We start from the raw sequence: 15,407 nt of genomic DNA, 5'->3' as shown, positions 1-15,407 counted from the left end.
ATGGTGGGCGGCTCCCCCCATGTCCGAACTCCTTTCCACCAGCCTCTACCGCGAAGTGCGCGATCCCGCGTTCTTCCGTGTGCTGGCGGGAAAAAACGCCCCCACCTACGTGGATGTGCTGGACGCCCTGGACCGCGAGTGCGGGGAGCAGCCAGACGGCCTGGAGCGCAGCGACGCCATCGAGATCATCGCCGAGGTGCTGGCCCGGCACCCGGAGTTCCAGCCGGAAGAAGACGAGCAGCCTCTGGAAGGCGAGCAGTCCGCCGGCTCCCTGCCTCCCCGTGAAACCTCCCGCCGCGTGCTGGACCACCTGGCCCGCTGCCGCTGGCTGGAGGAGCCCCCGCGCAAAGACTGGCGCCGTCGTTTATATTTTGACGCCCACGGCTCCACGCTGATTGCCGCACTGCGGCAGATCGCCCACCCGGAGGCCGCCGTGTTTACAGACAAGCTCACCGCCGTCTGCGCCGCCCTGGCGAATGAGCCCGAGCTCATCGAGCGCCCGCTGCAAACCGTGGACGTCTGCCTGGCCAACACCCGCCAGGGCCTGGGTGAGCTGCGCACCATGCAGAAGTCCGTGCAGCGTCTCACCCGGCGGCAGCTTGAGGAGGACACACTCAAAGGAAACCTTGCGCTGGTGTTTGAGGACTACGCGGAGCAAATCGCCCACGGAGCCTATGCCGAGCTGATCCGCGCCCGCCTGCCCGCCCGCCTGCCTGAAGCCGTTCGCCGCATCAGCGACCGCCTGCAGGACGACTCCAGCGTCATCGCCGAAATGCAGACGGAGCTGCTGCGCCGCGAACCCACCCTGAGCGCCGAAACCGCCCGCGCCCGCGTGCGCCAGCGTCTGGATGATCTCTCGCACCTGCTGGAGCTCGTGCAGCCCATGGCGGATGAAATCGACCGCCGCACCGCCGACTTCACCCGCCGTTCGCTGGCCCGCTTCCGCTACCTGCAGGACGTCACCGGTGAGCGCCGCAGCGAGATCCGCGACTTCTTCCAGACCATCAATGGCCTTCTCTCAGGCAAGCGCCTCTCCAGCGCCTGGGAGGTTCCCGAGTTGCCCGCCCTGCGCCTGCCCGAAACCAAACTGCCCGCCGGCCTTGACACTCTCTATGTGCAGTACACCCGCCGCACCGCCACCGAGCAGGCCGCCCTGGACGATGAGGTCACCGATGCCGAACGCGACGAAGGCCTGCGCGGCATGGCGCGTGCCTTGCGCGATTCACTCTCCGTGCGCCGCGCGAACGAATTCGTGCAGCGCATCCCCGGTGAAAAGGGCGCGCGCATTTCCAGCGCCGACCTGCCCGTGGCCTCTGAGGCCGACCTGACGGAGCTCATCGCCCTGCTGCTGCACGCGGAATCCAGCGAGGCCTCCTACAAAATCGAAAGCACCCGCGCCAAAGCCCGCGACGCCGCAGACGGCATCCCTCTGGACGATCTGCCCGGCGCGCGCGTGGAGCACTTTGACCTCATCAAGAAATGACCCCGACCGCATGAGCGAAGCCGAACCCAACCTTCACGAACCCTCCGCACCCGAGCCTCTGCTGCGGCTGCAGGAGCAGGATCGCAACCGCCTCGCGGAGGCGCTGCAGGAGCTGCTGGCTCACGGTTCTCTGCTTGGGCTCGAAAGCGGCCAAAGCGGCCTCTACACCTGGTGCCGGCAGAACTTCGAGTGGCTGCGTGAAACCGCCGCTCTGGTGGGCCTGGACGTGGCGCTGCTGCATGAGGAGCGCATGGTGCAGGCCATCCCGCGCGTGCCTTCCATGGTGCTGCACCTGAAGCAGGACGCCACACTCGTGTGGCTTGCCCTCTGGTATGCTGGCGATGTGCGCTGGCGTGATGAAGGTGAAACCCAGGCCTTCCTCACCGTGGCGGAGCTGAACGCCCTCATGAAGGACCAACTGCTTCCAGATGCTGTGGGCCAGATCTCACGCAACCGCCTGCGTGAAATCCTGCGCCAGGCCGCCCGCTTCAATCTCATCAAGTTTCAATCCGCCGAATCCTTCGAAGACTCCGGCATCGAAGTCCTGCCCGCCATCCGCCGCGTGGTTCCCTTCCGCGAGCTGGCGGAGTGGACGGAGTCGGCCAATGCGCTGAAACGCGGTGAATCGGCATTGGTGGAACCCCCAGAGGACTCATGAACACGGGTTGTCATTACCATCCACCCAGCTAGCATAATAAACATGATTTCCAGTTTGAAGCTCACCAACCTTGGCCCCGTAACACCGGCTTTGGACATGCAGTTCACTCCGCGACTGAACATGATCACCGGGGACAATGGCCTGGGGAAGAGTCTCATTCTGGACACAGCGTGGTATGCACTCACCCGGACATGGCCGCATGACGATGCGCCAAAAGCCGAGGGAAAGCCTGTCTTGCACGGGGAGCCTGCTCTGCCGAATCACGATGCATCGCCGAATGAGGCAAAGATTGAAGCGATGGTGTTCGGAGCGTCGCCAGGCAGCAAAAGCTTCGAAGCAAGCTATGAGGCCAAATTGCAAAATTGGAAAAACTCACGCGGAGCTCCTGTAAAGCCGGGACTTGTGGTTTATGCGCAAGTGGATGGCGCTTTCAGCATATGGGATCCTGCCCGCGATTACGGCACCGAAAATAATGACGGCGATGTCCCGGACGCCCTGCGCTTAACGACCCAGAACCTGTGGACAGGCCGCGGAGTGTGCCCTGGACTGATTGTTGACTGGGAAAATTGGCGGTCGAACAACAATGGAGCATGGAAGCTCTTTTGTTCGGTTTTGAGGGAGTTTGCGCCCTTAAAAGCGCCTGGAAGTCAGGATGCACTCGGCTTTTTGGCACCGCTGCCTGCCAGGCGTATTCGCGTGCGCGATGCTTCTCCGACTCCCATGGTTCGGACAATCATCGGCGAAGTGCCCATCACCCAGCTCTCAGCCGGGGCCAAACGCATTTTGTCCCTGGCATACGCCCTTGTCTGGACCTGGCTGCGTCATCGGGAAGATGCTAAGATTGTCGGCCAGCCACCAGCAAAAAACCTTGTGCTACTTTGGGACGAAGTCGAATGCCACCTGCATCCCACTTGGCAGCGCTTGATCCTTCCGGCGTTGATGAGGGTTCTGTCCTCTGAACTGCTGACAGCCAGTGGCAGTGACTTTCAAATCATTGCCACCACTCATGCCCCCCTCGTGATGGCCTCCATCGAAACCACGGTTAATGAACAGTACGACCGCCTGTTTGACCTCGATTTGGAAGCAGAGACAGGCAAAGTTGTCATGACAGTGCGCCCCTGGGCAAAATTTGGTGATGCCAACGGCTGGCTGCAGTCACCCATCTTTGACGAGATGTCAGGAGGCTATTCAGTAGAGGCCAGCCGGGCGATGCAGGCCGCCGATGATTTTATGGCAGGTAAAATAGATAGTCTTCCTGCGGGACTAGGCACGGCAGAGGATATTCATCAAGCTTTGTTGAAATCTCTTGGCGGCTCCGACCCTTGGTGGCCTTTTTGGATGAGTTTCTACCGTGAGAAAACAGGACAGTTATGATCCGAGTCCTCCAAACACCAGCACCAGAGAACTTTGAGTTAAATTGTGCTCAGCCAGGAGCAGATTGGCTTCGATCTCCTCATAATGACAACAAAGATCCGCATGAGCAGGCGGCTTGGTGGCAGGCATATAAACCCCATTTGGCGGAAGCTTTTCATCAACGCTGTGGTTATCTGGCCATGTTCATCACCGACGGCGATGTGGATCATTTCCTCGCATGCGGGCACCGCCAAGGGCAGCCATCGCCGCATCGTCATCGTGCTTTTGACTGGACGAACTACCGCTACGCCGACGGAGCTACCAATGTCCGCAAAGGAACACTGGATGATCAAATTTTGGATCCGTTCGAAATCGAAGAAGGATGGTTCGAGGCCGATTTGCATTCGTTCCAGATCATTTGCACGGAACTTGTTCCTGAAGCACTCAGAAACAAAGCGCAGAAGACCATCACTGAACTGTGCTTGAACACGGACCGCCGGATCAGGCTTCTTCGTCGGCACTTTTATGAGTGTTATTGGGAAGACCCCACGCAGAAAGCATTCGTTCGATTGGAAAAAGATGCTCCTCTGATCGCGTTGGCGGTTAAAAAAAGGCTTCAGGCTGGTCTGCCGTTGCCTGACCCAAATCTTTACCCGGTTCCGCTTGATCCCGTGCCAGACCGCCAGCGAACCTACGCCCCCCGTCCGCGACGTGCCAGAGCCCCATGAGCACCAAAAGCCGCGCCATCCGCCTCTCCCGCCTCCATGCCATAAACTGGTATGGCTACCAGGACACGCTTCCCGTGCAGGGAAATCTGGTGCTCGCCGGCGTCACCGGTTCGGGCAAATCCATCCTGATGGACCTCCTCATGCTCGTGCTCGTGGGCCCGGAGCGTGCCCGGCACCACTTCAACCGCAGCGCCACCGGCGCACAGTCAGACCGCACTTTGAAAGGCTACTGCCTGCTGGACACCAAGCAGCAGTCCGAAAGCGGCCAGCCGCAGTTTTTCCATGACAAAGGCGTGACCACCTACGTCGCCGCGGAGTTTGCCTGGCCCGGCAGCAAACGCGTGGAAACCTGGGGCCTGCGCATCGAATTTCGCAACACCGCAGAAAGCGACGGCCACATCACGCCTTTTTTCTACCCCGGCTGTTTGGAGAAAAACGACTTCATCCAGGTCTCGGCCGAAGATGGCAAACGCCGCACGCTCGACATCCTCGGTTTCCGCCAGCTTGTGGAAGGGCGCGAGGGCCGCGTCTTCGCCTCATCGCGTGAATACCTGCGCGACATGAGCAGCGGCGCGCATCTGAACTTCAACCGCGAGGTGCTGGACCGCCTGCTGCCCAGCGCCATGTCCTTCACCAACCTCAAGAGCTTCGACGACTTCTGCCGCCGCTTCGTGCTCCCGGGTGAAGCCGTTCCGGTGGATGATGTGGTGGCCAGCTACCGCGACTTTGAATCCTACGAGAACGAGCTGCGTCTCCTTCGTGGCCAGCTCACTCGGTTGCAGACCATCCGCCAGCTTTCCGAGACACGTGTAAACGCCCAGCGTGACCGTGATGTAGCCAAATTCCTCGCCACCGAGCTCCAGCACGAGCATGCCCAGGGCCTGGTCACCAGCATGGAAAAGCGGCTGGCAGAACTGCGCGAACGCTTCTCCGTGGACGAGCAGCGCCTGCTGGAGCTGGAGAGCGAAATCGCCCGCTGCCGCAGTGAGCGCGAGCGCCTGCTGGGGCTGATGCACGAGTCCTCCGAAGGCCGCCTCTACCACCAGCTCACCGAGCAGGGGCGCAAGCTGGAGACCGAGCTGCTGCGCCTGCGCGAACTAGGCACCAAGCTCAGCGACCGCCTGCGCAAACGAGTCAAGGATGCCAAGGCCTGGCTCAAGGACGTGAAGCACGCGCCGCTGCCGCGCCCGGTGGACACCCAGCGCTTTGAAACTGCCCTCGAACTCCTGGAAGGCTGCGACGAAGCCGCCACAGCCAACGCTCTCAGCCTCCTGCGCGATGCCGCTGATCAAGTGTGCAAAAACCTGCGCCAGGGCTTTGCCGCCGATGCCGAGGAACTGCGCCGCCTGCGCTCAGAACGCACCGACCTCGAGGCTCAGATCAACACACTCAAGGCCGGACTGCCCCCCATCGAGCAGCCGCTGCTGCATGAGCTGAACAGCAAGCTCCTGCATCTTCAGGGCCGCCCCGCTGCACGCGCTCTGCGCGAGCTTTGCGAAGTGGCTGATGAATCCTGGCGCGAAGCCGTCGAGGTCGCATTCACTGAAAAGTTTGCCGTGCTGGTGAGCGAAGAACACCACGCCGAGGCGCTGCGCCATTTCCACGAACTGAAAGCCGGAAGCCAGGGCCCCAAGGCCGCGCTGGAGTCTCTCGTACATCCAGCGCGCATGCTCGCGCTCAAGTCCAAAGCCACCAAGGGATCGCTGGCCGAAAAGATCGAGACCGAGGACCCTGTGGCACGCGCCTGCGTCGATCATTGGTTTGGCCACGTAAAGTGCGTGCAAAAACTGGCAGACTTCGAGAAGCACGATGCCGCGATTTTGCCCGACGGCCTCATGCTGAGCGATGGCGTCACGCACCGCGCGCGCCGCTATGATGGCGTCCCCTTCGTGGGCAAACGCGGCCTGCAGCGCCAGCAGGAGATCAAGCAGGCGCAGCTCCAGGAAATCGTCGCAGGCATCCGCCGCCTGGAGCCGCTGGAGACGGAGATCAACGCCCTCATCGCCGACAAAGACACGAAGCTCCCGGATCACGGCACGCTGGCTCAGGACCTCGTACGCGTGGAGTCGCTGCCCAAGCTGGAGCAGGACCACGAAGAGCTCATGAAGCGCCTGCAGGAGATCGACACCGGCTCCCTGCACGAGCTGGAGGCACAGGCACACGAGCTGAGCACTCAGGCCGAGTCCTTCGAGAAAGAGCGCCTCGAAATCGCCCGCAAAGGTTTGCAGCGCGAAATCGAGCAGATCGAAAAAACGCTCACCACTCGCCGCGAAGAAGCCTCCAAGCGCGAAGACGAACTGCTGCGCGTGCGGCGGGAGATCGACATTTCCGCACACCTGGAGCGTTACCAGTCCTGGAAGCAGGACATGCTGGAAAAATACCTCACCGCCGATGTGGTGGCCCGCGAATTTGAAAAAGAACAAAGCAAGGCCGCTGTGAGCGCCGCCCAGGCCGAAGGCGACCTCAAGGCTGCCATGGTGGAGTTCAAAAAAACCTTCTCCCCGCGCTTCGACGACCTGCCGGAAGATGGCCGCAGCACGAAAGACTACGAGAAGCTGCTGCTGCGTATCGACGGCCAGGGCATTCCCGAATTCGAAAAGAAGGCCGAGGCCGAGCGCAAACGCTGGGAGGGACTCTTCCGCACGCAAGTGCTCAGCCGCATGCAAAAGGCGCTGAAGGAGATCGACAACATCATCTTCCTTCTCAACAAGCAGCTCAAGCGGCAGATCGGTAATGATGTGTATCACATCAAGAAGGACCCCAATCCCGAGTTCCGCTTCTACCGCCATCTCATCGATCTCAACTCCACCCGCGATCCAGACGACCTCTTCTTCTCCAGCCTGGAAGGCGATCTACGCACCGCGCTCGATCACTTCCTGCAGACCCTCGTCAAACAAGGCAGCAGCCCCGAGGCCGCGCGCCTGCTGGACTACCGCCAGTACTTCGACTACGACCTTCTCGTCTCCGATGTCCGCCACCCGGACGCAAAGCCGGTGAGCGTGGACAAGCAGAGCGGCAAGATGAGCGGCGGCGAAAACCAGAGCCCCTACTTCGTGGCCATCCTCGCCAGCTACCTCCACGCCTACAACCGCCACGAAACGCGCTGGAAAGAGCCCAGCCTTGCTCTCGTCCCCATCGATGAAGCCTTCAGCAAGCTCAGCGGCGAGCGCATCCAGGACTGTCTCGCCGCCATGCAGGAGCTCGATCTCCAGGGCGTCTTCAGCATGTCCAGCGGCAACATCCCCTTCGCCTTCAGCCTGTGCGACGAACTCATCGTGGTGACAAAAACGGAAAAACGCGAAGGCGGCAAAACCCGCATCCGCAACATCCCCGCCGTCCTCTTCCGCGACACCCCCGAAGGCCGCGAATGGATGGACAAGCATGGCTCGTGAACATCCAGACATCCTGAAGGTCTTCGCCGACCGTTACCGGGCTTCTCAAGCCGGGCGCACCGGCGTCAGCAGCGGCGACTTCACGCTGGATTATCTGGACCTAATCAAAGCAGCCGGCATCGAGAAGAGCGCTGATGGACGTCGTCTCGCTGAAGACCGCCTTTGTGTGGCAAGGCGGGTGTCGCAGGGCTTGCTGGGCCTCAAAACACATCCACACGATGAACGAATCATCGAGCTGGTGCGCCTCGCGCGCGATGGCGGCGAGCCATGGCTCTTCACGCACCTCGGCGAAACTTCGCCCACCGAAGAGCGCCATCAACTGGCGTCCTTGTTCGAGTCCTTTTCCGATGCCGAAGTCCCCGCCGCATGGCAGGAGCCGTGGCGTCAATGGTGTGCTCTCCTCGTCTCCCAGGCCCGGCAAGGCACCACCGTTTTGCCCTTCGTGCGCAATGATCCTGCCGCCTGCCGCGAGCTCATGAGCGTAACCGCCCGTGTGCTCAACTGGCAGCAGGGCGAATCCCTTCTCCGTTTCGCGAGCTGCCTTATCTGCGGAAACTCCAAACGGCTCGAACAACTGGAGAAGAGTCTGGAGAAAACGCTCTCTCAAATCACCGGCGGTGCCATCCAGTCGCTCAAAGACCTGGGCCTTCTGGAAAAGCCGCGACGTGTTCTGCTGCACGGCCCGCTTCGCCTGGAACTGCCCGCCGGTGCTCTCGATCTCGGTTTGCTCTCCGGACCGCTCACGCTTTCAGAGACCGACATCCATCTCGCCTCCGCCATTCACACCGCAGCACAACGCGTACTCACGGTGGAAAACGAAACCACCTTCTGGGAGCTCACGAAAACAAACCACGACACCCTGCTCATCCACACCAGCTTTCCCGGCCGCGCCGTGCTGGCCCTCATCACACGCCTTCCATCGGACATCCCGCTCTATCACTTCGGCGACACCGATCCCGCGGGCTTCGACATTCTCCGCGATCTGCGCGAGCGCTCCGGCCGCACCATCCAGCCTCTGCACATGAGCCTGCGCGCCAAAGGAAGCTCGGAAACACTCACGGCCAGTGAATTGCGAATGCTGAAATCTCTCCTGTCACATCCGCTCATGCATGACTGTCGTGAGCAGCTTCAGGCCATGCTGGATGCAGGCACAAAATGCGACTTTGAGCAGGAAACTCTGGGAGTGCCCCCGCTGAAAGAATGGCCCTTTTATCGCACGGCATGAGTTGACCTAAAGCCTGCGAGCGCGGACCATGCCCCACCATGGCCGCCCCCACCACCGACCGCACTCACACCATCGCCGTTTTCTGCGACTTTGAAAACCTGGCCATCGGCGTGAAGGACGCGCAGTACGACAAATTTGACATGACCAAGGTCCTCGACCGCCTGCTGCTCAAGGGCAGCACTGTCGTCAAGAAAGCCTACTGCGACTGGGACAGGTACAAAAGCTTCAAGGCCGCCATGCACGAGGCCTCCTTCGAGCTCATCGAGATCCCGCACGTGCGGCAGAGCGGCAAAAACTCCGCGGACATCCGCATGGTCGTGGACGCGCTCGATCTCTGCTACACCAAGCCCCACGTGGACACCTTTGCCATCGTCAGCGGCGACTCCGATTTTTCCCCTCTCGTGAGCAAGCTGCGCGAAAACAACAAGACCGTCATCGGCGTCGGTGTGAAGCAGTCCACCAGCGGCCTCTTCATCGACAACTGCGACGAATTCATCTTCTACGACGACCTCGTGCGCGAGGAGGAAAAGACACGGAAGCGCCTCGCCCGTGCCAAGCCCGCTCCCGCAGCCGCCAAACCCGCCGCCCAGGAAAAGAAAGCCGGCGGTGATCCTGAGAAGGCCATTCAGATCGTCGTGGAAACCGTCGAAGCCATGCTCGCCCGCAGCGGCAGCGACACCGTGTGGGCCGGCCCCGTCAAGCAGGCCATCCGCCGCCGCCAGCCGCAGTTTGACGAGCGCTTCTACGGCTTCAGCTCCTTCAGCGCCCTGCTGGAGGCCGCGGCGGATCTCGGCCTCATCAAGCTCGAGAAAAACGAAAACGGCTACCGCATCAAGATGTCCTCCTCCGAGGAATGATAAAAACGACGGCACTGCCGGCCCTTCACTGCGCACTCCTCTCAAACGCACCCGCCCTGTTCTCCAGCAGCGCCAGCGTTTCCCCCGCCAGATAGAGCGACCCCGCCACCAGCACACGCGCATTCTTTTCCACAGCGCCCAAAGCATCCGCAATGCGCGCATGCACGCTCACAGGCCGTTCGTTCAGCCCCAGGCCGTTCCAAATCTCACGCAGTGTCTCCGCACCCAGCGCACGCGGAGATTCAAAACCGGTGAAATGCCATGCTGCCGCGATGGGCGCGAGCTCCCTCAGCACCCCGGCCGTGTCCTTGCCCGCCACCGCGCCGAAAATGATCTCCGCCTTTTCATTCGGAAACTGCTCCTGCCACGTCTGCGCCAGCACACATGCCGCATCAAGGTTGTGCGCCCCATCAATGATGCAGCCGCCCGCTTTTTGAAACCGCGCAGGCCACTGCACCTCCCGCAATCCACGTGCGATCACCGCATCATCCAGCTCAAAGGCCGCCGCTCGCAGCGCCGCCACGGCCAGCGCCGCATTCCAGCGCTGGTGCGGTCCTGCAAGCCCCAGCTTTCCATCCCAGGGAACATCGATCACCGTCAGCGCCGCGCCGCGTTCCTCCGCAGTGCGCGCAATCACCTGCATCACCTCTTCGCTCTGCCGCATCGTCACCACCGGCACCCCCGGTTTGATGATCCCGGCTTTCTCCGCCGCAATCTTTGCGAGCGTGTCTCCCAGCATCTCCATGTGGTCCCAGCCGATCGGGGTGATGACACTCACCGCGGGCGTGATGGCATTCGTCGCATCCAGCCGCCCACCAAGCCCGGTCTCCAGGACCACCCACGGATTCCCACGCTGCGCAAACCACTCAAGAGCCAGCGCCAGCGTCAGCTCAAAAAACGTGGGATGTGGCTCCCACCCCGCCACGCGCGCGCGCAGCCGGTTCACACCCGCCGCAATTTCATCCGGCGTGATCATCCGCTCCGCATCACAAATCCGCTCCCCAAAATGAACCAGATGAGGTGAGGTAAACAGCCCCGCGTTGACGCCCGCCGCCTTCAAAATCGAATGCATGAAGGCGCAGGTGGAGCCCTTGCCGTTCGTGCCCGCCACATGGACGAGCCTCTGCCCCGCCCTGGGCAGCTTCATCTCTTCCAGCAGCCGTCGCACGTTGTCGAGCCCCAGCTTGATGCCGAAGAGCTGCGTACTGTAGAGCCACTCGATTTCTTTTTGCGCCGTGTCGTTGGTCATTCCTTGGGCGCACGGTGCCTGCGCCGCAGCAGCGTGCAAGCCCCGAGCAGCAGCAGCAGGGCACGCGAAGGCTCGGGCACGGCGGAGAAGTCGATGCCGTCCGCCGTCATGTCATCGAGATACAGCGGCATGAAGGTGTCGATGGAATAGGGCACGCCGCCGATCGTCGTGGTGCCGGAGTGGGTGCCCAGCAGCGCCAGGCTGCCATGCCAGGGCACGAAAGTCGGGCTGCTGGAGTCTCCACCTTCAAACATGGAGTCCCCCTGCTGGTTGCTGTGGTAGCTGTAGCCGATCCCGTAGTTGTCAGCGATGGTGTCGCCGCTCAAATCATACGCACCGTAGGCGTCCACCACATTGGCTCCCAGCCGCGGACTGCCGCCCCCGTGGCCGTAAAGCAGCACCGGCAGCCCCAGATAATCCTGGATGGTGGGCAGGTCGAGCACCGGATAGCTTGCGATCCCGTCCGCCGGATCGATGGCCGAGGTGAGCATGCCCACGGAAAAGTCGCTCGTCTGCCCGTTGTAGGTGAAGTGGTAGCTCGTGGCGCTGACCCCATAGCTCACCACCGTTCCCAGCGCCGGGCTGTAAAAGTCCATCGTGGACCCCGGCCCATAGTGGCCGGAGTACACAAAATACTGGTCGCTGATCATGGCAAAGCTTTGCGTCACATTCGCCGGGTTCCAGCCCACGCCGGAGAGATCATATCCCGCGCCCAGAAACGAGGCGGAGCCGTTCACCACCGGGCTGTCCGGGTAGCCCGAGCTGAAACGGTCGTTGGTGGCGGCGTCGTAGCCCACAATCGTCAGCGCCCTGGCCGCCGGGGCGGACAGAAGAAGAAGCGTGAAGATGATCCGTTGCAGGGACACGGGGGCAGCATGGTGTCTTTTTACAGGCTGCCAAGAAACAAGAATAACAGATTGGATTCCCGTTTCCCACCCCGCCGTCACGGCTATCATGCCCGGGCATGGCTGTGATTTCCGCTCCCGACTCCTCAATCTGGATCAAACGTTTCTGGTGGCTCCTGGCCGCCGTGTTCATCGCGCGGATGGGGATCATGCTGTTCTTTGTGCAGAATGCGGACCTCATCGGAGATGAGGCCTACTACTGGGACTGGGGCCGCAGGCCGGACTGGTGCTACTACAGCAAGCCGCCGATGATCGGCTGGATGATGGGCCTCATCGGCTGGCTCACGGGCGATGCGGAGTGGGGCATCCGCTTTGCCTCCCTGCTCCTGGGCACGGCCACCCTGGTCATCATTCACCGCATCGCCCTGCTGCTGTTTGATGCCCGCACCGCCTTCCTCACCGCCGTGCTCGTGCTCGTCACCCTGGCCAATGCGGCCCTGAACCTCCTCCTCACCATCGATGCCCCCCTCCTGCTGTTCTGGACGCTCGGCCTGCTCCTCTTCTGGTGCGCCGCGGAAAGGCCGGAGAGCGTTTTGCCCTGGCTCGCTCTGACCCTCGTCATCGGCCTGGGTACTCTGAGCAAGCAGATGATGCTGGCCTTTCCCGCCCTCATGCTGGTCTTCGCCCTGGTCTCGCCCCAGGACCGCCCCCTGCTGCAAAATCCGCGCATGTGGCTGGCCATCCTCTGCGGCATGACCTTCATCATTCCCGTGCTTCTCTGGAACCAGGAGCATGGCTGGATCACCCTGGAGCACACCAAGCACCACTTCGACGCCAGAAAGGACCTCGAATTCGACGACTGGCTGGGCCGCACCTTTGAAAACCTCGGCCTCCAGGCTCTCATCTACACTCCGGTGATCTTTGCCGCGCTGGTGGCCGCCATGCTCGCGGCCTGGAAGCTGCGCCGGCAGCTCACGCGCCCCGTGTGGTTCGTCATGCTGGCCTCCGCCCCGGGCCTCGCCTGTTTTGCGCTGCTCGCTCTGCGCCAGCGCATCAATCCAAACTGGCCCGCCGTCTTCTTTGTCCCCGCTTTCGTTCTCGCTGCCGCGTGGCTGCGGGGCCTCCCTCCCTTCACCGCGCATCCCGGCTGGGAGCGCTGGTCCCTGCGGGTGGGAAAGACCCTCACCTTCACCTCCTACCTGCTCCTCATCGGCATCCTGTCGGCCCCCGTTTCATTCTGGGATGCCACCTTCCAGCATTCCCGCTCCTGGTTCGGCGACAAAGCCACCGAAAAAGCTCTGGGCTCCATTCACAAGCTCGCAGACATGCTCGGCTGGCGCGAGGCCGGCATCGAGGCCCAGGAATATCTGGAACTCGTCCCCGATCCGCAGAACACTTTCGTCATGGCGCTCGGCCACCGCTACACCGCCGCCGAGATGGGCTTCTACATGCCCTCCCATCCCCACGCCTATCGCTGGGAGCCCAGCGGCACGGTGCAGTCCCAGTATGAAATCTGGTCCGGGCCCGAGGAGCGCATTGGCTTCGACGCCCTCATCCTTGATCCCGGTCCCGCCGAGGTCCTGCTGCAAAACCCCGTCTTCACCACCGCCTTCGAAAAACTCGAGTACCGCGGCAACATCCGCATCCCCCTCGGCCTGGTCACGCGCGAGCTCAGCGTCTATCTCGGGCGAAATCTCAAAAGCTGGAAGCCCGTGCGCGCGCAATGAACGCCTGGGATCTCACTCTGCTGCATCAGATCAACACCGCGTGGTCCAGCCCGGTGCTGGACTGGCTCATGCCTGCCCTCTCCGCCATCGAGGCCTGGCTGCCGCTCATCATTGTCGCCGCCCTCATCGCCGCCTGGCGTGGCGGCAGGCGCACGCGCATCATGCTTCTCTGCGCCGGCATCGCCATCGCCCTCGGTGATGGTGTGGTTTCCAACACGCTGAAAAAGACCATCGGCCGCGTACGCCCCCGCGATGCGCGGGCCGATGTCATCGTGCGGGATCTCGGCACCGCCTCTCCTGCCTTCATGCGTCTGTTTGAAAAGCCCGTGGTCAAGCCCAGCGAGCCCAATGGCGCCACTCACGGCAAATCCTTCCCCTCCAGCCACACGGTTAACATGTTTGCCGTCGCCACCGTCATCGCCTGCTTCCGTCGCCGTGCCGGCATGCTCATGTACCTGCTCGCTGCAGCGGTCGGCTGTTCACGCGTCTATTGCGGCGCCCACTGGCCCAGCGACATCCCGCCCTCCATGGCCATTGGCGTCCTCGTCGGCCTGGGGGTGGTGGGTCTCGCCCGGCGAATTTTTCAAAAGGTCTGACGAAAATCCGCCCCTCCTTCCGCGCTCACTGCGCATGCAGTTCCGTGCCGGCCCACTTGAGGGCAGGAGGCCGCCCGTTCTCACCTGGCGAGAGTTCGAAGAACACCGTGCAGTCAAAGTAGGAGTCGTCCTCTCCGCTCTTCGGCACCTGGCCGTACACGCCCACCTGCAGCACCTGCGAACTTCCGCGCAGGGCGATCCTCACCTCGCTCAGCGTGATGGCGAAATCATCCGCCTTGAATTTCTTGAGCTGCGCGCTGCCCTTCAGCTTCTTCAGGGCTGCCGCGGTGGTCGGAGCGATGAGATCGACCCCCGCGGACACCGCCGTGTCGTCCTGAACTTGGTAAACAAAAGCGCTCATGGTGGCCCATTTGGCATTGCAGATCTGCGCCACGAACGCTGAATCGCCGGACCACTCGGTTTCTGTGGTCATGTGGTTGTAGTGCGTCTTGTCGCCAAAATGCCTGCCCTGAATCGCACCGACAATCTTCTGGGTGCGCAGATTGACGACATAGTTCATCAGGTCCGGATCATCGGGATCTACGGAAAGGCGGCCGTCATCATCGCTTTCGCCCTCCGTCACAGATTTCCCCTTCAGCCCCCAGGCCAGCGCGTAGTCACCGTCCCGGGAGCCTGAGCCGGCGATCATCCGCCAGCCTTCTCCCGTGAGAACCCCAGCAGAGGCGGTTCCAGTTGATTCTCCAGGGGCCGGTTCTTCCTCCAGCTTTCGCGCACGCTCGATGACCGCGGCGGCCATCTCATGCTGCGTCGTGTAGGTCTCGCGCGCGGTCTCGTCCGCGTTCACAGGCAGCTCGCGGTTTTTCAGCGCGGTGGTGTCCGTGGCGGCCCCCTCGGGAAATCTGCCCTTCTTCTCCAGCAGCCGGATCAGCTCATGGTTGGCAAAGTAATAGCGCTTCTCCACCACATCCGTGGGCGCCTTCGGCATCGCCAGGGTGGTTTCTGCCCGGTCCAGTGTGAAAAGCAGGCGGTCGCCTTTGAAGTAGTACTGCACCTTGGTCTGCCCATGCTCGTCGGCATTGAGCATCTCCACCTTCACATAGCCCTGGTCCCCGTCGCTCTTCCATACCTGGTGCAGAAACGAGTTCCCGCCTTCCAGGTTTTCCCCGCCATAGGAGTAGTGCGGCCAGTCATTGAAATGCCCGTCGATCTCGTCAAACACAGCGATGACCTCGTTCAGCGCGGCCTTGTCCTGCGCATGCAGGGTCATGCCCAGGATGAACATGGAGAGGACTGCGAAAATGGCTTTCATGCTTTTTGACTCTTCGTTTGCGGA

Annotated in this window: 12 protein-coding genes; 9 read left to right on the top strand and 3 right to left on the bottom strand. The window is 61.9% G+C overall.

The genetic code is table 11. From position 1 onward, the window contains the following. Window positions 1-19 precede the first annotated feature (19 nt). Genes ACILSQ_RS24850 through ACILSQ_RS24820 form a run of 7 tightly spaced genes read left to right on the top strand, consistent with a single transcriptional unit; the run spans window position 20 to window position 9,696 of the window. Window positions 20-1,483 carry a Wadjet anti-phage system protein JetA family protein gene (locus ACILSQ_RS24850; protein WP_395746379.1) on the top strand — a complete coding sequence of 488 codons (1,464 nt, stop codon included), beginning with the start codon at window positions 20-22 and terminating at the stop codon, window positions 1,481-1,483. 10 nt (window positions 1,484-1,493) lie between these two features. Next, complete coding sequence (locus ACILSQ_RS24845; RefSeq protein WP_395746378.1) at window positions 1,494-2,141, top strand: DUF4194 domain-containing protein; 648 nt, start codon at window positions 1,494-1,496, stop codon at window positions 2,139-2,141. Between the two features lie 42 nt (window positions 2,142-2,183). Further along, entirely contained in the window at window positions 2,184-3,515 is a 1,332-nt protein-coding gene (locus tag ACILSQ_RS24840; protein ID WP_395746377.1) for an AAA family ATPase, read from the top strand. Next, window positions 3,512-4,222 (top strand): hypothetical protein, encoded by a 711-nt coding sequence (locus ACILSQ_RS24835; RefSeq protein ID WP_395746376.1) that lies wholly within the window; start codon window positions 3,512-3,514, stop codon window positions 4,220-4,222. The genes ACILSQ_RS24840 and ACILSQ_RS24835 overlap by 4 nt, the downstream gene beginning before the upstream one ends. Beyond that, the gene (locus ACILSQ_RS24830; RefSeq protein ID WP_395746375.1) at window positions 4,219-7,614 is read left to right on the top strand and encodes an SbcC/MukB-like Walker B domain-containing protein; all 3,396 of its coding nucleotides are present in this window, start codon (window positions 4,219-4,221) and stop codon (window positions 7,612-7,614) included. The genes ACILSQ_RS24835 and ACILSQ_RS24830 overlap by 4 nt, the downstream gene beginning before the upstream one ends. Then, window positions 7,604-8,839: a Wadjet anti-phage system protein JetD domain-containing protein gene (locus ACILSQ_RS24825; protein ID WP_395746374.1), complete on the top strand. Its 1,236-nt coding sequence runs from the start codon at window positions 7,604-7,606 to the stop codon at window positions 8,837-8,839. The genes ACILSQ_RS24830 and ACILSQ_RS24825 overlap by 11 nt, the downstream gene beginning before the upstream one ends. A 38-nt stretch (window positions 8,840-8,877) precedes the next feature. Continuing rightward, complete coding sequence (locus ACILSQ_RS24820) at window positions 8,878-9,696, top strand: NYN domain-containing protein (protein ID WP_395746373.1); 819 nt, start codon at window positions 8,878-8,880, stop codon at window positions 9,694-9,696. A 25-nt stretch (window positions 9,697-9,721) separates the two neighbouring features. Here ACILSQ_RS24820 and ACILSQ_RS24815 read toward each other — a convergent pair whose 3' ends face one another. Beyond that, window positions 9,722-10,945, bottom strand: coding sequence for a bifunctional folylpolyglutamate synthase/dihydrofolate synthase (locus ACILSQ_RS24815; RefSeq protein ID WP_395746372.1), 1,224 nt, complete (start codon window positions 10,943-10,945; stop codon window positions 9,722-9,724). Then, the gene (locus ACILSQ_RS24810) at window positions 10,942-11,811 is read right to left on the bottom strand and encodes a PEP-CTERM sorting domain-containing protein (protein WP_395746371.1); all 870 of its coding nucleotides are present in this window, start codon (window positions 11,809-11,811) and stop codon (window positions 10,942-10,944) included. The genes ACILSQ_RS24815 and ACILSQ_RS24810 overlap by 4 nt, the downstream gene beginning before the upstream one ends. 98 nt (window positions 11,812-11,909) lie before the next feature. On the opposite strand from ACILSQ_RS24810, the gene ACILSQ_RS24805 reads away from it, so the two are divergent. After that, window positions 11,910-13,517, top strand: coding sequence for an ArnT family glycosyltransferase (locus ACILSQ_RS24805; protein ID WP_395746370.1), 1,608 nt, complete (start codon window positions 11,910-11,912; stop codon window positions 13,515-13,517). Next, window positions 13,514-14,113, top strand: coding sequence for a phosphatase PAP2 family protein (locus tag ACILSQ_RS24800; protein ID WP_395746369.1), 600 nt, complete (start codon window positions 13,514-13,516; stop codon window positions 14,111-14,113). Before ACILSQ_RS24805 ends, ACILSQ_RS24800 begins: the two co-directional genes overlap by 4 nt. Window positions 14,114-14,138: 25 nt before the next feature. On the opposite strand, the gene ACILSQ_RS24795 is transcribed toward ACILSQ_RS24800, so the two are convergent. Then, entirely contained in the window at window positions 14,139-15,383 is a 1,245-nt protein-coding gene (locus ACILSQ_RS24795) for a hypothetical protein (RefSeq protein ID WP_395746368.1), read from the bottom strand. Window positions 15,384-15,407: the final 24 nt, after the last annotated feature.

Source organism: Prosthecobacter sp. (assembly GCF_044227185.1).
Taxonomy (GTDB): domain Bacteria; phylum Verrucomicrobiota; class Verrucomicrobiia; order Verrucomicrobiales; family Verrucomicrobiaceae; genus Prosthecobacter.
This window is presented reverse-complemented; position numbering and strand designations above follow the sequence as displayed.